The sequence below is a fragment of the cyanobacterium endosymbiont of Epithemia clementina EcSB genome (assembly GCF_029919255.1).
Taxonomy (GTDB): domain Bacteria; phylum Cyanobacteriota; class Cyanobacteriia; order Cyanobacteriales; family Microcystaceae; genus Rippkaea.
Genome location: NZ_CP123991.1, coordinates 2901058 through 2920555, shown reverse-complemented (window position 1 = coordinate 2920555; position 19498 = coordinate 2901058). Strand labels below are relative to the sequence as shown.

Below are 19498 nucleotides of genomic sequence, written 5' to 3'. Positions count from 1 at the left end.
TTACAGATAGATAATAAAATGGTTAAAACAATAATCATTGAAGAAGTCTTAAATAGGAACATTAAAAATATAAATATAAAAAGTGAAGTTAGTAAACAATAAATAAAGACAATTTTGAAAAATTAAGAGAAAGAATTGTAGCTTTTAAAAAATAGATATAAAAACAGTGTAAATTGAGATAATTATTACTTTCAAAAAAAACTATTCTGTTGCGTCATTAAACTCAAATAAAGAAGTGAGCTTAATAATCATAGAAATAAAAGAATTAGGAGAGATAAATTGTAAAATCTCTAAGAGTTTTTGGGAAATATGTTTTTACTAAAATCAAAAATATAAGTATATATCTGAGAAAATTTTTTTCTCTAAATAGATTAGAAATCAATTAATGTCACAAGCTGAAGTAGTAGTAAATATATTACATGTGATTAAACAAGTCAATGCTCAATTAGTCGATCAAGGAAAAACCATTATATAGAAAATTTGAAGAGCTTTAAAATAGTGGTAAAAAAGAAAATTAAGAAAAATAACAAAAAGTTAAGTCAAAATAATTGAATTAAATATTGCAAATATTTAATATGTAAACGAACATAAATAGTAATTTATAACGACTTTTTTTTCAAAAAAAAGTAAGTGTTAGGTTTATTAGAACTAACTTTATAGCTCTTAAAACTTATTAATTATAGCTCAAAAATAGTGGATAGTTAGGTATCAAATTGGATAAAATATCATTTTTTTTATCAAAAAGTAGAAGGTATTCATAATAAATTGAAGTTTTCTAAAAGAAGAGATTATGGATTTAGAGAATTTTAGAATTTTAAACTTCAAAGTGTTTTAGTTTGGCGCTTTACCAGTTAATTCTATAATATTCAGATAGATATAAATTTTTAGGTTAAAAACTACTAAAAGTTTCTTTAAGATAAGTTAAAATTTTCTTATGTATTTCTTCTATGGATTTACTTCCATCTAATTTAAATATTTTTCCTTCATAAGTTTTAAAAATATTTTCGTAGTTATGTCTGACCTTTCTGAGCTTTTTTTCTGTCTCATATATTTCTCTCATAGAATGATTGTTAAGTCTAGATAAAGCGATTTTTAAGGAAATATTGATGTAAAAAACTACATCAGGATCAGGAAATCTTTGGTTTAGTTTCGCTACAAAACTAAACTCATCTTTGGTATTGCAATTATAAGCTAAAGATGAAAAATAATAACGGGTTGCTATGACATGAGTATGGTTTTCATTAATTAATTTATAAACTCCATTTATGTCATTAAATAAATGATAATATCTATCTGCTGTAAATAAATAAGCCATTTGTTCATCAAAGCTTTCTTTCTGTTTAATCGCAATAATTTTACTTTGCATAGCTTCACGAATTAATCTACCAATTGGCCCATCAGTAGGTTCAGAGCTAATAACAGCTTGCTGCTGGTGAGTAAGAAAATAATTTTTTAATAATTCTGCTTGAGTTGACTTCCCTGCCCTGTCAATTCCTTCTAATACAATGAACAATGATTTCATAGTCATCTTAATATTAAATCAGTATAGTAGTACAACCTGCTCCGATGACAGCAATACCTTCATCTTCAACACTCTTTGTCAATAGGAGACTTCTAAAACCCTTTATGTAGGTAGAGTAATTATATTGAGAATAGAAAAATTTCCACTTAATTCCACTTCTAAGGAGAAAAATAGAACGACTACAATCCCCAATATACAGGGTTTTGGGACTGACATCACCAATTTGTTTCCTATATAGTAAAGGCGTCGACACAAAGGAGAAACCACCAAGATGTTTACCAAAACAACTACTGTTAACGAAAACGTCATCGTCATTCGTAACTATATCATTCTTGCGGCTACTGTCATGATGATGAGTTCTGGCTTAGTTGATACTTTTCTATCTCCTTTTCGTGCTGCTCAACAAGATCGTCTCGATAGTTACGGACGTTATGTTAGTGCCGGACTGGTTGCTCAAGCTCAAAAATTTAGCCGTTAATTGATTAAAATGAGTCTAATAATTTAAAAAACTGACAAAAACTTAATAACTACAAAAAAAATACAAAAATAAATAATAATTAATTTGAAATTAATAGTCGTACCTGATTTAGGATATAGAGTCAACTAGTTAAACACTAAATTTAAAACTTAGGGGTTAAAAACTCACAATATTTATTAACTCATAAGCTCTCCTCTTCATGAGCTTTAATTTATTATTAATATTTTTTACTATTTATTGAAATTTTCTTTGATTAGAATGGGAAAAAGTTTTTCCAATTCAATACCTGATTATTCCACATTTAGGTACAATAAATAATATTTTTAATACTAACTAGCTCAGTTTAATAATACCAATATCCAATTTAGTTTTTTATCAAAATTCTTCTAAAATTGTTTCTTACTTAGTAAATTTTTGATAAAACTGACGATATTCTATACACTTGGTTTAATTTAGGTTTTACTCTTCATGTAAATCTTTTTTGTCTCTAAGTAAAATAAATAGCTTTTTTAGAATAAGTACGAGAAATTAATAGTTGATGACTCCTAAAACTCTTGTTATCAATGCCTCCTTTAACTTCACAAACTTAATTTGTATTTTTGTATTGAATATTAGAGACTTTGCAAGGTAAGAATTTAAGCTTTTTATTTAAAAACTAATTTAGAATAAACCAATATATCTACTCTTATTTAGATTTGATATTTTCTCTTTGTCCATAACCAGTAATTTTAATATTTTTGCATTTTTAGCTTAGTTTTTTTGAGTAGTAATTAATTCAATAATTTAGTTACACAGATAAGTTTTTTTTGGAATTTCAGATTTTTTGCATAAATCTATTCAAAGTATTTATGCAAAAACTTCAAGAAAAGACTAACTTTTTTATGTTTTTTTAGGTATTTTTTTCTTCCTGTTATATTAGTTATTTTTAATAACTAGATGGAGTTGTCTTGTCTAAGACAAATAACATATTTTAGATATAAAATAACTAATTTCTATCTTTAAGAAGAAGAGTTTTATATTTTATATTTAAAATGTGTGAACATACCATCTCGAAAAATAAACTAATTACTTCAGCTGTTTAAACGTCAATTTTTTTGATAAATTACTCTTTTAATATCGCTCATACACACCCACAAATAGTAGGGTTAACCGTCTTAACCTAAAAATTGATCGCACTTACAATATTTTATATGACCTTACTGTACTATACTTACTCGTGAATAATGCAACCGACCAATCCTAATCAATTTACCGAAAAGGCATGGGAGGCTATTGTCCGAACTCCCGATATTGCTAAACAACATAGTCATCAACAAATTGAAAGCGAACACCTGATGGCATCTCTTCTCGAACTAGAAGGGTTAGCTACCAGCGTCTTTAATAAAGCGGATATTAGTATTCAACGTCTGCGAGACAAAACCGAAGAATTTATCCGTCGTCAACCCAAAGTGTCTAACCTTGGCCAGTCTATTTACTTAGGACGGAATCTGGATAGTCTTCTTGACAGAGCTGAACAATTTCGTAAAGATTTTGGAGATGATTATATTTCTGTTGAGCATTTGCTGTTGGCTTATGCTAAAGATGACCGTTTTGGTCAGGTTTTACTAAAGGAATTTGGTCTCAATGAAACTCGATTAAAAGAGATTATTCAACAAGTTAGAGGAAATCAAAAAGTGACTAGTCAAAACCCTGAAGAGACATATGAATCGTTAGAAAAATATGGTCGAGATTTAACTCAATTAGCGCGAGAAGGTAAACTTGACCCTGTTATTGGACGGGATGATGAAATCCGTCGAACCATTCAAATTCTTTCTCGTAGAACTAAAAATAACCCTGTATTAATTGGGGAACCTGGAGTTGGCAAAACTGCTATCGTTGAAGGATTAGCTCAACGAATTATTAACCGTGATGTCCCTGAATCTTTGCGAGATCGAAAATTAATTGCCTTGGACATGGGAGCATTAATTGCCGGGGCAAAATATCGTGGAGAATTTGAAGAACGTCTTAAAGCAGTTCTCAAAGAAGTTACAGATTCCCAAGGGGAAATTGTCATGTTCATTGACGAAATTCACACCGTCGTTGGAGCAGGGGCAACCCAAGGGGCTATGGATGCAGGAAATCTCTTAAAACCCAAGTTAGCACGGGGAGAATTGCTCTGCATTGGGGCAACAACCCTCGATGAATATCGTAAATATATCGAAAAAGATGCTGCTTTAGAACGGCGTTTTCAAGAGGTCATAGTTAATGAGCCAAATGTAGTCGATACTATCTCTATTTTACGGGGACTTAAAGAACGTTATGAAGTTCACCACGGGGTAAAAATTGCTGATACTGCTTTAGTTGCCGCAGCCATGTTATCTAACCGTTATATTAGTGATCGTTTTTTACCAGATAAAGCTATTGACTTAGTAGATGAGTCAGCTGCTAAATTAAAGATGGAAATCACTTCTAAACCCGAAGAATTAGATGAAGTGGATCGCAAAGTTATTCAGTTAGAAATGGAACGATTATCCTTACAAAAAGAAGTAGATATTGTTTCTCTAGAAAGATTAGAAAAAATTGAAAAAGAACTTGCAGATCTAAAAAAAGAACAATCCCAACTTAATGCTCAATGGCAATTAGAAAAAGAAGCTATTGATGAAATTAGTAAAATAAAAGAAACTATCGACCAAATCAACTTAGAAATTCAACAAGCTGAGCGAAATTATGACCTAAATAAGGCAGCAGAACTGCGATATGGAAAACTAACAGATTTACAACAACAGGTTAAAGAACTTGAAATAAAAATTGCAGAACGTCAAACTACTGGAAAAAATTTATTACGGGAAGAAGTTTTAGAATCAGATATTGCTGAGATTATTTCTAAATGGACAGGAATTCCTATTAGTAAGTTAGTGGAATCAGAAAAAGAGAAACTACTTTATTTAGAAGATGAAATTCATAAACGATTGATTGGACAAGAAGAGGCTGTAACGGCTGTTTCAGAAGCTATTCAACGTTCTCGCGCTGGACTTTCTGATCCTAGCCGCCCTACTGCAAGTTTTATTTTTCTCGGTCCTACAGGGGTCGGTAAAACGGAATTAGCCAAGGCATTAGCCGAGAATCTTTTTGATACGGAAGACGCCTTAGTTCGTATCGATATGTCTGAATATATGGAGAAACATACAGTATCCCGTTTAATGGGTGCGCCTCCGGGGTATGTTGGCTATGATGAAGGGGGACAATTAACTGAAGCCATTCGCCGTCGTCCTTACTCTGTAATTCTTTTTGATGAAATCGAGAAAGCCCATAATGATGTTTTTAATGTCATGTTACAGATTCTCGATGACGGGCGATTAACTGACGCTCAAGGTCATGTGGTAGATTTCAAAAATACCATTATTATCATGACTAGTAATATTGGATCGCAATACATTTTAGATGTGGCTGGAGATGATTCTCTTTATGAAGAAATGCGTTCCCGTGTGATGGATGCAATGCGTCATAGTTTTCGTCCTGAATTTCTTAATCGTATCGATGAAATTATTATCTTCCACGGATTACAAAAGTGTCAATTACAAAAAATTGTTGATGTGCAGATTCAGTTATTAAAAACACGATTAGCTGAGCAAAAAATTGACCTAAAACTATCGGAATTAGCTTTAGATTTCCTGGGAGAAATAGGCTATGATCCAGTGTATGGTGCCAGACCATTAAAACGAGCAATCCAAAAATACTTAGAAACTGCGATAGCCAGGTCAATTTTACGGGGAGAATTTAAAGCTGGAGATACTATTTTTGTAGATCTAGAAAATGAACGACTGACGTTTGAACGCTTATCTCATGAAAAACCAACAGTCTAACTTATAGAGTGGGTAATATTTACCATACATAATAAAAACTAGAAGCTAGAAGTTAAAATAGATATCTATTTTTCTAGACTAAGAATGATAGATTCAGTATCTGATGACTTGTAAAACTTTTAGTGCTGACTGCAGAATGCATTCTATAATTCCAAAAACTTAATTTTTATGAGAATTAAGTTTTTGGAATTATAGAAGTTTTGCTCGACAAAACTTCTATAATTTTTTTTGTCAAACTTTACCTAAATTTTTGTATAAAAATATAAAATATACAGACAAGATTTAATTGTCAATTATAGGTTTATAAAAAGCCATAGTTTTTATATAGAAAGTGTTATATCAGTTTTTTTATTTTAGTTAAATTAAGTCAAAATGTTGACTTTTACTTAAAAGTAATACTACACAAAAACATTAGGACAGTTTTAAAAAAGGTTTCTGCATATTCTCTAATTGTTCCAATTGATTAACCATTTGATTACTTCTTTTTTGATTAGAAAACTTTTCTAAAATCTTTGTATGGTTCTCTAAATTTTTAAAAGGTTAAGTTTTTTAAACAAGAAAAGAACATATCCTGGAAATATGTAGTAACAAGAAATTAATTGAGTAAAGAAGAAATGGAAATGATGTTTAAAAATCTAGGTCAATAATTACAGATATAAAAAGCTCAGACATGGAAATGATTCGTAATCGATAAAATTGCTGTGATTAAAAGACAAGAAAGTTCTAATAAATAAGATTTCAGATTTTTTTCTCTTTACTATTGCGCCGTCCATAATAATATTCTATTGATAATACTTTTTTCAAATGATCATTTATAAGCTTGGCTTGGCATGGCAGTTTTTCTGAATAGAACTCTAAATTTTATCTTTGGCTTCTGGACATATTTTGTCTAGGCATTTAATTTTTTTGAGATTAAATTTAAGTATTTTTTTATTGCTTAATAAGCTTGATATTTTTATTTTTTTTCGTATATAAATTAAAGCAATGTGTCCGTCATCTTTGATGAAGCGTTTAAATTATGCTGTTTTTCTTTTTCTATCATTTATTATCAATTAACTTAGTTGTACTTGTATCATATCTATGATACAAGTATTAAAAATTAGATATAATTATTTATTGTCTAATATATTAAGTTGACCAGTCACAGCATTACTGACAACTGGTCACTATTAACTATCAATCATTTCTTAAGCCATTACCATCCCACCATCAACATTAAACACCTGTCCAGTAATATAAGAAGCGGCTGGATCAGTGGCTAAAAAACGGACCATTCCGGCTACTTCTTGAGGCATTCCATAACGACCAAGGGGAATAAATTTAACGATTTCTTGAGACTTAACATCTTTAGTCATATCCGTTGCAATAAAGCCTGGCGCAACCGCGTTAATCGTCACACCACGACCAGCTAATTCTTTGGCTACAGTTTTTGTTAATCCAATTACGCCAGCTTTAGCTGCGCTATAATTAGCTTGACCTGGATTACCCATCTGTCCGGAAACTGAGGTTATATTAATAATACGTCCCCGCTTCTGTTTTAACATTAATTTAGTGACCGCTTTTGTACAGAGAAACACCCCTGTTAAATTAAGATCGATGACTTGTTGCCACTGTTCAAGTTTCATCCGTATGAGAAGATTGTCTTGGGTAATTCCAGCATTATTTACTAAAACATCAATCCTTCCGAATTGATTTAAGGTAGTTTCAACTAGAGTATCAACCTCTTCAGTTTTGGAAACATCTGCTTGAACTGCAATCGCCTTTCCTCCTTTATCAATTATACTTTGTACTACTTCTTTCGCGGCTGTGCTAGAACGAGCATAATTAACCACCACTTTTAGACCTATAGATCCTAAAGACAGAGCAATCTCCCGACCAATTCCCCGTGAGGCTCCTGTAATGATCGAAACTTGTTCAGTTAAATCTACTTGACTATCTGCCATAATCACTATCTCTAGTTGTATCTTGCTAAACACTATCTTACGGGTTCAGGGAACATTTATTCGAAAGTGGCTAGAGTATCACAGATACTTTCCATCAAAAGTTACTACTTTTCTTTCTGCATTTAGTTTCTCGGACTTCAAGTATTCTATTTCCTTCTGAGAACTTATATTGACGTAAATATAATTAATCTCTAAATATTTTCGTAGATTGTAAGCCTGGTTCTAACTGTTTAAATATCTTCACTAATTCTTATCCGCAAACAATTTAAATAAAAACAAAACTACCTCTTTTGTTTGAATCTGTAAAGTGCATGGACTGGTGTCAATTATAATTACTTTTTTCCCTTATTCTAATTATTGCTCTACAAAAATTTCTAACTTATGTGATAATACTAAATTATGAAATATTTTAGCAGAAAATTTGATCTTAAAACTAACTAGTTGATTTATTTGCAAAATCTCGTCATTTTCTATTGAAACACCTCCATTTATCCCAGCACAAACGATATTTTAAAACCTGATTTATTTCAATAGTTTTTATTTTAGTTTTTTTAGATACACTAAATAATGAACTTTATACTAAATTTAGTAGTCCAACTATAATACTCTTGGCTCTGCTGTGTTACTTTTGTAGTTAATTATAATTTACGATCTTATTTTATCTAACGTGGTAGACGATGTTAAAAACAACTCACTAATAATCTGTTTTTAAATAGTCAAGTAACTAATTATAGAACCATCTGTATTAAAAACTTTTCTTATTAAACTCTAGACATCTCCTTAGATAAATTTAAACAATTAATCTTTACATTTTTTTTTAAGCTTGGTCAATATCCGACTCTTAAAATTCATTTTTTTAACACATACTTATTGTTATTCAATTCCTAGTATCTTATTTTTACAATTACTAATTTTGTTGTTTATTGTAAATTCTAAGAATACTAATAGTACTTAAAACTTTAATAAATAAAATTACAAATATAAAAAAGTAATTTTATAGAGGAGTGTCGCTTAACTAACACTCACGAAGTAGCAACAGCACAGTATACATAACATATTTTTATGTTTTAAAAAATGTTGGCAGATTTTATTTTTTTTCAGTTTATTTATTCCTAGACAACAAAAAACATTAGTAGTATCAATATTAACATTAGTAGTATAGAGTTTTGCACTACTAATAGTAGGAATAATTATAATGTAATTGCGGTAATTGATGATGTATCATATAAGATACATCATCAGTCATACATTGTTGTAATTCCTCTTGAAAGAATTCTTACTACTTTTATTTCAAACAGAGTAATGAAAATTTTGAAATAGAAAATTAAGCAACAACGAACTAATGAGTCTAAACTATATGACCAGTGATTAATCCGGCTGGTAAATTCTAAACGGTAACCACTATTTATCTTACCTTATTACCCCTGTTATCCTAAGCAATCCTCTATGATTAACCCCTTTGACTTAGAAGAAATCGCCGCAGAAGGTATAAAACCCGAAGAATATGAAGAAATTGTTCGAAGACTAGGGCGCCACCCTAACAAGGCCGAATTAGGAATGTTTGGGGTCATGTGGTCAGAACACTGTTGTTATAAAAATTCTCGCCCCTTGCTCAAACAATTCCCCACAAAAGGCGATCATATTCTCGTTGGGCCAGGAGAAAATGCAGGGGTAGTATATTTGGAGGATGGACTACAATTAGCCTTTAAAATTGAATCTCATAACCATCCCTCTGCGGTCGAGCCTTTTCAAGGGGCAGCCACAGGGGTCGGTGGTATCCTCAGAGATATCTTTACCATGGGAGCGCGTCCCATAGCTTGTTTGAACTCTCTACGTTTTGGTAATTTGGAAGACGCCAAAACTAGAAGATTGTTTGTCGGGGTAGTTGAAGGAATCTCTCATTATGGTAATGCGGTTGGAGTTCCCACTATCGGAGGTGAAATTTATTTTAATACTGCTTATAGCGGCAATCCTCTAGTTAACACTATGGCCCTGGGGTTGATGGAAACTTCCGAAATCGTTAAATCTGGGGCATCAGGCATCGGCAACCCAGTTTTATACATCGGTTCAACTACTGGAAGAGATGGCATGGGAGGAGCGAGTTTTGCTAGTGCGGAACTTACGGTCCAGTCTATGGACGATCGCCCGGCAGTACAGGTGGGAGATCCTTTTTTAGAAAAATCCTTAATTGAGGCCTGTTTAGAAGCCTTTAAAACTGGTGCAGTTGTCGCCGCCCAAGATATGGGTGCAGCAGGAATTACTTGTTCCACCTCAGAGATGGCAGCTAATGGAAGGGTGGGAGTTGAATTAGACTTAGATAAGATTCCTGTAAGAGAAACCGGTATGGTTCCCTATGAATACTTGTTGTCGGAGTCCCAAGAAAGAATGTTATTTGTTGCCCACAAAGGTAGGGAACAAGAATTAATTGAGATTTTTCACCGTTGGGGACTTCAAGCAGTGGTTGCTGGAACCGTTATTAGTGAACCCATTGTTAGGATTTTATTTAAAGGGGAAATTGCTGCTGAAATTCCAGCCACAGCCTTAGCAAATGATACCCCTATTTATCATCGAGAACTACTAAAAGATCCCCCTAAATATGCCCAGAGAGCTTGGCAGTGGACGGCTGAAAGTTTACCTGATTGTACAGTAAATGGGATTGAGATTAACAATCAATTAAAAACCTGGGATGAAATCCTTTTAGACTTATTAGATACTCCCACTATTGCTTCAAAAAAATGGGTCTATCGCCAATATGATCACCAGGTTCAGAATAATACTGTGATCTTGCCTGGAGAGGCTGATGCGGCAATAATTCGTATTCGTCCTATTGAAGCAAACCCCAACACTTGTAAAATTGGGGTTGCGGCTACCACCGACTGTAATTCCCGTTATGTTTATCTTGACCCCTACGAAGGGGCGAAAGCCGCTGTAGCTGAGGCTGCGAGGAATTTAAGTTGTGTGGGAGCAGAACCGTTAGCAGTCACGGATAATCTCAATTTTGGTAGTCCTGAAAACCCTACTGGATATTGGCAATTAGCTTTAGCTTGTGAAGGTATTTCTGAAGCTTGTCGAGATTTAAATACTCCGGTTACTGGGGGGAATGTTTCCCTTTACAATGAAACCCTTGATTCTGCCGGAAAACCTCAACCTATTTATCCTACTCCAGTCATAGGAATGGTGGGATTAATTCCTGACATCACAAAAATATGTGGTCAAGGCTGGCAAAAAGTAGGGGATTTAATTTATGTTTTGGGAATAGGAAATAGGCCTACCTTAGGAGGGTCAGAATACTTAGCAAGCTTACACGGGATAGTAGCAGGAAAGCCACCTAAAGTAAACATTAATACTGAAATTCTAGTCCAAAAAGTATGCCGTAATGCCATTCGTCAAGGTTGGGTAAAATCTGCTCACGATTGTTCAGAAGGTGGACTAGGTGTTGCCTTGGCAGAGTGTTGCATTAGCGGTAGATTAGGAGCAGAGATTTTTCTACAAGTGGAAGATAAAAAACGACTTGATGAGTTATTATTTGGAGAGGTAACTGGACAAATAATTGTTTCTACTAGTCCCATTAATCAAGATAAATTGGAAAACTATTTAAATCAAGAGTTAAACCAAGATTGGCAAAAAATAGGTCGAACTTCTGCTAAGAGTTTAAACATCACTATTTCTGACAACTTATCTTTGATTAACTTAGATATCGAACCAATGCTTGAAACCTGGTCAACAGCAATTGAAAAACAGTTGAAAATTTAAATTTCAATTAAAGTATAAACATCTCTAACAGAGATTTATGCTTTGATTTTTTAGGTGTTTATACAAAACTTAACGTTCTCATAAACTAAATTAAATATCATAGAAAATTTTAAAAATACACATAAACATAATTAATCGTAGATTTTTGATTAACGTTACAATGGTTTTTGTAAAAAACATTGGTCATTTTGAGCATCCAATGTTAATTTTAAGTTAGAAACAATTTAAATCAATATAGCTGGTCTATACAAATTAGATGGCCACACCTTATAATCGTTTAACCCTAGATAAAAACTTTGGTAAGACTAGGTTAAAAAACTATTAAAGTCCGTTCGTAATATTCTTAACTAGACCAATTTCAGCTAAAATCGCCAGACCGCCTCTTTCAGGAGCAAAATCCTATCCATGACTGCTAACGACCAGATTTTTAATGATCATCAGCAAATAACTGACACCATTGACTCTCTCTATCTAGCCTCTGAAAAACCAGAAGAAGCCTGTGGTATTTTTGGACTTTATGCCCCCGAGAAAGTCGTTGCAAAATTGACATATTTTGGACTTTATGCCCTGCAACATCGAGGGCAAGAATCAGCCGGAATTGCTACTTTAGATGAGGATGGTGTTCACATTTACAAAGACATGGGGTTAGTCTCCCAAGTTTTTAAAGAATCTATCTTAGATGAATTGACTGGGAATATAGCCGTTGGACATACCCGCTATTCAACTACAGGATCTAGCCAAAAAGCTAACGCTCAACCAGCTGTTCTCAATACCCGTCTAGGTCACTTATCCCTGGCACACAACGGCAATCTTGTCAATACCATAGAATTACGTCAAATCCTAAAAAAACGAGGCTGCCACTTTGATACTAGCACCGACTCAGAGATGATTGCAGTAGCCATTGCCCAAGAGGTCAATGAGGGCAAAGACTGGTTAGAAGCAGCTATTAGTTCGTTTCAATTATGTTCTGGAGCCTATAGCTTAGCCATTGGAACTCCAGCGGGATTAATGGGGGTAAGAGATCCTAACGGTATCCGTCCCTTAGTCATCGGTATTTTAGAAGGAAATCCTGTTCGTTATGTCCTTGCCTCGGAAACTTGTGCCTTAGATATTATTGGAGCAGACTATCTACGGGATGTAGAACCAGGAGAATTAGTTTGGATTACCGAAAATGGTTTATCATCTTTCCACTGGGTAACTCAACCGAAACGGAAATTATGTATTTTTGAAATGATTTATTTTTCCCGTCCTGATAGCATAATGCACGGTGAAACTCTGTACAGTTATCGGGTACGTTTAGGGCAAAAATTGGCACGAGAATCTACTGTTGAAGCTGATTTAGTTATGGGAGTTCCTGATTCTGGTATTCCGGCAGCTATTGGATTTTCCCAAGTATCAGGAATTCCTTACGGGGAAGGATTAATCAAAAATCGTTATGTAGGAAGGACGTTTATCCAACCCACTCAACAGATGCGAGAGTCGGGGATTAAAATGAAGTTAAATCCCCTTAAAGATGTACTTGCAGATAAACGAGTAATCATAGTGGATGATTCTATTGTAAGAGGAACCACCAGTCGTAAAATTGTTAAAGCCTTGCGTGATGCTGGTGCTAAAGAAATACACATGAGGATTTCTTCCGCCCCTGTCACTCATCCGTGTTTTTATGGCATTGACACTGACAACCAAACTCAGTTAGTGGCAGCCACCAAGTCTATTCCTGATATTGCAAGACAAATAGGAGTGGATTCTTTGGCTTATCTGAGTTGGAGAGGAATGTTAGAAGTAACGGGCGAAGATCCCGATAGTTTCTGTTCTGCTTGTTTTACCGGAGACTATCCTGTTAGCATTCCCGAAAGAATTAAGCGCTCTAAGCTCCTTTTAGAAGAAGCAAAAGTGTGAGTCTTTTTACCTAAGAGAAATTAGTAAATTTATCCTATTCTTCTAAATGATTAAATAAGACTAAGAAGTTTTGAAATTTTATATGTAAAATTTCCTTTAGGTTTGCTACAAAGAATCAGTAGGGATATTGTTAAATAGTTAAGCAGATGAGCTTGAACGAATGTGGTGCAAAAAAATAGTTGAAGAAAAGCGCTCACTAGATGTCAGCCTGCTAAAAAATTAAGCTAATAAAATTGGGAAAGTCAAGAAACATCAAAGTTCACTAACAATCTAAAAATAATCTTCAAGAAAAATGGCAAAAATATTATATTTAAATCCAAGAGGATAAGAAGGTAAGGGGATCACAGATTTGAGAAATCTATCAGAAAATATTTTTTAGGAAAATAATTCCTAGATCAATTTTTCAAAGAAAAGAAGGATTGTTGGATTATCCAAGAAGTAAAAAGAAATAATTTAGAAAAAAAAGACATAAAATCCCTTAAAGAGAGAGCGCTCAGAAAAAAAATAAAAGAACTAATAATAACCAACAATTTTATAAAATAAAGGCAAATTTTGATTGTCAATGATGAACTTATCAAAAAATATAATTATAGTATAGACTACATTGTAGCAAATCTTATTTCTTAAAAAAGTCAAACTAAACTCAGTTTAGTAAATTAGATTTTAAATTTAGAAAAATTTATTATTACCTTTTATAAAATAAAAAATGATATAGGAATAGTTTGATTTATTGAAAACATAGACCAAATAGAAACTCGTATTGATTGTAGTTCAGCCACCATTCAATTTTATTAAAATTAAAAATTAACTATCGAAGATTTACCTTGAGAAGAGGAAGCCGTCTATCTCAGGATTAATCATCGTCAAATGAATTGTAATCAATGTAAAAATAAGTTTACAGAAAAGTAAGGTTTTTTTTTAAAAAAAAGAATATCTTCAAAAAGATTAAATATAAAAATCATCGAAGAGGTCTTAAATAATGACGTTAACGATGTAGCCAAAAGAAATGGAGTAATTGAACAAGAAAAAAAGATAATACTGGAATATTTAGGTCAAAAATTACAAATATCAAAACCTTAGAAGTTTACTTAGAAGTTTAAAAAGTTTACATTGTATTAAATTGCCATGATTAAAAGACAAGAAAGTTATTAAATTGAATCCAATTGCCATTTTATCTGTATAAAACACAGGATATTTAACTTAAAATCATCGATAAAATTTTTAATTTTTTGTATTTGACTGAGAATCTTACCAAAATCAAACAAGAATTTTTCCATTTTATTAATTATTTCAAAATACTCATAACCTCAAAAATCATCTGCTAACGTCTATCATTTTTCTGCTGACTCTAATTCTGGAGAGCAAGCTAGCAAGTATTCTCTAGTAATTCCTGAAGAAATTTTTCTCTTTTTGCTACAACGCCGTTCGGCATTATCTTCTCTTAATAAAACTCTTTTCAGATAGTTTGACATCTTTAGCCAAATATTCATCAACTAAATTCGACCATTTTATATTTTTTATTGAAATTTAATTTTATAAGGTTTATCATGTTAGTTATTTGATAAATATATAGATATACAACTAAATATTGATAGCTCTAGGTTACCGTCGCAGTAAATCTTTCTATGAGAGTACTAAAAACTTTTCTTTTATGAACTTTAAGTAGACTTAAAGTTCATAAAATAGCTATATATCTATTTCTACTTCTGAAGATATTTCATATAGTTTTTTAAAAAGGTTGATTTGCAATAAATATTTCTTGTTTAAAAAGTTCTATATTTTGATCTTAGAATCTGATAGGAGTATCTAAACTTTTTTCAGGAATCTCATTTTTTTACCTGTCCAACTGGCTGCTGTCGATTATGTCCATATTCATCCATTTGCTGGTTTTAATTTTAACTTATGAGTTAATTTTTTAGAAACTTTATTCACTAATAAAGTTTGTTTAGTCTCTTTGCTTTTAATTCTTATCTTGAAAATTTTTAATTATTTATTTTTTAAAATTTTCTTGTTATTAAGAATAAAATATGATTATAGCAAGATTTTTTTATAGTTTCTTTCCAAGATTTTTTCAAAAAAAAGTACTATTTTTTTGATTCCGATAAACTATTTAGTGAAACTAAATAATATTTTAGATATATCATTTATATTGAGAATATTACCCTCTCATTATAAATTAGTTTTCATTACCATATTTACTATCATATAGTGTTGGTAAATTTACATAAAGGAATGATGGTAATAATTACAAAAGTAAGAAAATTTTAAAAAAGAGCAAAATAGTCAGAAGTTTGGGAGAAAGAGATTTTGAGGAAGATTAAATAGATTAGTCTAGATCTCACACCATCCTATTAAATCTTTTTAATAAATAAATGTTATAAGCTAAAGTACTAGCAACTATGTTTTATGTCATCAAACAAGTAAATGCTTAATTAGCTTATTTTAAAACCTATTAAATAAAAAGCTACAAAACTTAAAAATTAAATTAAAACCTAAAAAATATAGAATCAAATAATAGTAAATTTTCTTAAAAAGAAATAAGCAAAAAATTAAAAATTAAGTTATATATAGATTTATGTAATGTTACTTTTTTTCTTTTAAAACACCAATTTTAAGAATAATTTAGAACAATTTTCAAAAAAGACTCAAATTTAGGTATCAGGACTGTAAAAATTAACTAATTTATGTTTTTAAGAACTCACTTATTACAGCTAAAAGGCTGTTTAATTGGTATTAAATTAGAAAAATTATTTCCTTTTTTTGGAAGGAACATTAGAAGGTATTAACAATAAATTTAAGTTGATTTAAAGGAGAGCTTATAGATTAAGAGATTTTGCAAATTTTCAACTCTGAAGTTTTTTAAATTGGTATTTAACTAATATATTCTATATGAGCAGTTTAGTAGAACTACATTTATCAAATAAAAGTTACTTTTAAAGATATCAATTCAAGTAATATATATTAAATTATTTATATCTACTCAACTAACTAACTCTAATTGAGATCCTTGATTGTCTTTATATACTTCAATACGACATTGAAAAGCTTCTTTGAATCGTGGCATATGAGTGACACTTAAAATACAAGAAAAGTCTGAAGCAATAGCATTAATTGCTGCAACTAATTGCTCACAACCTTGAGCATCTTGGGTTCCAAATCCTTCATCAACAATGAGCATTTGTAAAGAAGTTCCTGCCTGTTGTGCTAGTAACTTTGCTAAAGCTAAACGAATAGAAAAATTAATTCTAAATGCTTCCCCACCCGAATAAGTTTCATATGAACGAGTTCCTTGAGAATCAGAAATTAAAATATCTAAAGTATCAATAACTTTTGTAGTTTTCTTCCGAGAACTACCACTACGTCCTTTTCTTTGAGTAAAGAATTGAATATGAAGTTGATTATCCGTTAAGCGAGCAAGAATTTGATTAGTTTCAGCTTCTAATTGAGGTAAAATATTTTCGATCATTAATGCTTGGATGCCGTTTTTCCCAAATGCTTGAGCTAATTCTGTGTAAACACGATATTTCCTATAGATATCTTTAAGCTGTTTTTTATCATCAGTAAATTGTTGTTTAACACTTTCTAATTGAGAAATAGATTGTTCTAATCTTCCTTGGTTTGCTAACAACTCATCTAATTTTTGTCGTTGAATTTGGATGCTTTTTTCTAGGACAGTAATTATTTCTCTTTGATCCATTGTGGATTTTATCTTAAAAGATAAGATATCAATTTCTTGTTTAATTTTATTTTGTTCAGTAAGGTTATCGTTTAGTCGTATTTCTACAATTTCTAACCGTTTTTGTAATTCGGGATATTGTTGTTTTGCTTGTTGCAATTCTTGAAATTTTAGTTCCCAAGACTGGGACTCACGAAGAGACTTTAGTAATTCCTGGTGATTTGAATTTTGATAGCCTAAATTTTGAATTGATTGTTCTATTTCCTCAAGCTCTTGTTTAATCTTTGAGGTTTGATGTAAGTTTTTTATTTCTTGCTTAAGAGCAGATATTTTTTGAATAAGTTGGGGTTTTTGTTGTGAAATAATTGACTGACGGCGATTCGCATCTTCTAGTTTAGCTTGTCTAATTTCTACTTTACGCAATCGTTCGACTTCTCCTCTAACTAAAGCATGGGTTTGCTCGTCATAATTGAGATGTTTTAGTTCTTGATTTAGAGTATTAAGTTCAGATTGTAAATCTATACAATAGCTATTTTCAGTCAATTTTTGTTCAATTTTTTGAATTTTTTCTCTAACTTGTTTAAGTTTAAAATTAACTTTTTCAAAAGTTTCTAGTTGTGCTTCTAATTGTCCAATTTTTTTCTGTAATGAAGGATAATCAGCTAAGTCTTTATTTAATTGAGTATATTCTATTCTTAGTATTTTCAATTCTTTTTCTACAAGAGATATCTGTTCTTGTAACATCCAAATTTTATCTTTAATTTCTTGTTCCTGCAACTGAGTTTTTCTAAAAATTTGATTAAGATGAGTGTCATTTAATGGCTGTTCACATAGAGGGCAAATTGAATTTGGAACGTTTAGTTTTTGTAGTTTTTGTTTTAATTCTTCAATTTTTTCTTCAAAGTGTCGCTGATTTTCTTTGAGTATTTTTTGATACTCTTTTTGTTTTTGACCTTTTTCTTCCACTCGTTTTTGATAATTTTTTTTATTGTCAAGATTTTGTATTTTAGTATCAAGATCTGATACAGATTCCCGTATTTTTGGCATTTTTTCTAGTTGTTCCAAACAATCAGTTTCAGCAATATAAAGCTGTTCTAGCTGGGCTTTTAAATTAGCCTTAACTTGTTCAATTTCAGAGTGTATATTGTAGTATTTTTGTTGAATTGGTGTAACTTTATGCTGTAACTTATCTAATTCGTATAAGTGTCTACGATGATTAGATAGATGTTGCAAAGCAGTTTTGACTTCATCGGAATTCTTAAGAATATACTGCAGTTCTTTTTCTTCTCGCTCTAATATATCTAACTGAGTTTTAGCTTGATGAATTTGTAACTCAATTACATTATGTTTTTTATTTAGCTTTTGGGTTAATAATTGTTGTCTTTTAGTATTATCTTGATGAACTTTAAACTTAAGAGATAAGCTTTTTTCTTCCTTTTGTAATTCTAATAATTTCTGGCAACCTTTAAGAATATTATCTTCTTGATTTGTAATTATTATAAGACGATGCAGCTGTTGATTAATTTCGTTCTTTTCCTTTTGTAATCTTTGTTTGTCTTTTTCTAGTTTTTTATATTGTTGTTCTTGCCAATCTAATTGGTTATACCAAGTTTTTCTCTGCTGTTCTTCTCGTTGAAGTTGCTGGAGTTGATTTTTTTGCTTTTCTTGATTAAGTTGAAGTTTTTGTATCCGTTCGGATAGAGTTAACTGTTGTCCTTGAATATCTTTTTTCTTTTCTAATTTTTCTTTTATAGGTACTAGACTTAATTCAATGTGTTGAGCTTGTCCTTGATATTGTTTAGATAAATCCTTAGCTCGATTAGATAATTCTTGATACTGTCCAAGCTTTAATAAATCTGCTAATATTTGTTTTCGTTCTATTGGGCGACGTAGCATAAATTCATCAGCTCTTCCTTGACGTAAATATGCTGAATTAATAAACGTTTCATAATCCAGTTTTAAGGAGAAAACTATTTTTTCTTGAGTAGCTCGTATTCCTTTGCTAGTCAATGAACGAAATTCTCCTGAACTTTCTATTTGAAATTCTAGATGACTACTACGTCCTCGATGACGATTACGGATGATTCGATAAACTTCTTGATTACTAATAAATTGAAAATCAACTCGCACATAGTTACATCCTGTATAAATAACATCATCATCAACTACGGCGCGACTTTTACCCCAAATCACCCAGGTAATTGCTTCGAGTAAAGATGATTTTCCTGCACCATTTGCACCACAGATACAGGCTGTATGTAACCCTCTAAAATTTAGGGTTGCTTCTCGATAGCTAAGAAAGTTTTTCAGGCTAAGTTCGAGGGGAATCATTCAAATCCTTATCAGTGGACAATTTCCGATAATTCTAGGAATCATCGGGGGTAT

8 protein-coding genes are annotated in these 19498 nt (G+C 31.6%); 4 read left to right on the top strand and 4 right to left on the bottom strand.

The features are described 5' to 3' along the window. Positions 1-889: 889 nt before the first annotated feature. Positions 890-1522 (bottom strand): dTMP kinase, encoded by a 633-nt coding sequence (tmk, locus tag P3F56_RS09755; protein ID WP_281152658.1) that lies wholly within the window; start codon positions 1520-1522, stop codon positions 890-892. A gap of 271 nt (positions 1523-1793) precedes the next feature. Between tmk and P3F56_RS09750 the strand changes: the two genes are divergently transcribed. After that, complete coding sequence (locus tag P3F56_RS09750) at positions 1794-2000, top strand: hypothetical protein (RefSeq protein ID WP_281152657.1); 207 nt, start codon at positions 1794-1796, stop codon at positions 1998-2000. A gap of 1223 nt (positions 2001-3223) precedes the next feature. Beyond that, complete coding sequence (gene clpB / locus P3F56_RS09745) at positions 3224-5842, top strand: ATP-dependent chaperone ClpB (RefSeq protein ID WP_281152656.1); 2619 nt, start codon at positions 3224-3226, stop codon at positions 5840-5842. Between the two features lie 1187 nt (positions 5843-7029). On the opposite strand, the gene fabG is transcribed toward clpB, so the two are convergent. Continuing rightward, entirely contained in the window at positions 7030-7785 is a 756-nt protein-coding gene (gene fabG / locus P3F56_RS09740; protein ID WP_281152655.1) for a 3-oxoacyl-[acyl-carrier-protein] reductase, read from the bottom strand. Positions 7786-9231: 1446 nt separating this feature from the next. Between fabG and purL the strand changes: the two genes are divergently transcribed. Further along, positions 9232-11538, top strand: coding sequence for a phosphoribosylformylglycinamidine synthase subunit PurL (purL, locus tag P3F56_RS09735; protein WP_281152654.1), 2307 nt, complete (start codon positions 9232-9234; stop codon positions 11536-11538). 405 nt (positions 11539-11943) lie between these two features. Next, the gene (gene purF, locus P3F56_RS09730; protein ID WP_281152653.1) at positions 11944-13437 is read left to right on the top strand and encodes an amidophosphoribosyltransferase; all 1494 of its coding nucleotides are present in this window, start codon (positions 11944-11946) and stop codon (positions 13435-13437) included. A 1331-nt stretch (positions 13438-14768) separates the two neighbouring features. Here purF and P3F56_RS09725 read toward each other — a convergent pair. Beyond that, positions 14769-14909, bottom strand: a complete 141-nt coding sequence (locus tag P3F56_RS09725; RefSeq protein WP_281152652.1) for a hypothetical protein — start codon at positions 14907-14909, stop codon at positions 14769-14771. A gap of 1508 nt (positions 14910-16417) precedes the next feature. Beyond that, on the bottom strand, positions 16418-19444 hold the full coding sequence (gene sbcC / locus P3F56_RS09720) for an exonuclease subunit SbcC (protein ID WP_281152651.1): 3027 nt from the start codon (positions 19442-19444) through the stop codon (positions 16418-16420). Positions 19445-19498 lie beyond the last annotated feature (54 nt).

What these genes read in the sequence shown, in the direction of transcription:
- sbcC (WP_281152651.1), bottom strand. Translation starts at nt 19,444, where the DNA reads ATGATTCCCCTCGAACTTAGCCTGAAAAACTTTCTTAGCTATCGAGAA.
- P3F56_RS09750 (WP_281152657.1), top strand. Translation starts at nt 1,794, where the DNA reads ATGTTTACCAAAACAACTACTGTTAACGAAAACGTCATCGTCATTCGT.
- fabG (WP_281152655.1), bottom strand. Translation starts at nt 7,785, where the DNA reads ATGGCAGATAGTCAAGTAGATTTAACTGAACAAGTTTCGATCATTACA.
- purF (WP_281152653.1), top strand. Translation starts at nt 11,944, where the DNA reads ATGACTGCTAACGACCAGATTTTTAATGATCATCAGCAAATAACTGAC.
- P3F56_RS09725 (WP_281152652.1), bottom strand. Translation starts at nt 14,909, where the DNA reads ATGTCAAACTATCTGAAAAGAGTTTTATTAAGAGAAGATAATGCCGAA.
- purL (WP_281152654.1), top strand. Translation starts at nt 9,232, where the DNA reads ATGATTAACCCCTTTGACTTAGAAGAAATCGCCGCAGAAGGTATAAAA.
- clpB (WP_281152656.1), top strand. Translation starts at nt 3,224, where the DNA reads ATGCAACCGACCAATCCTAATCAATTTACCGAAAAGGCATGGGAGGCT.
- tmk (WP_281152658.1), bottom strand. Translation starts at nt 1,522, where the DNA reads ATGAAATCATTGTTCATTGTATTAGAAGGAATTGACAGGGCAGGGAAG.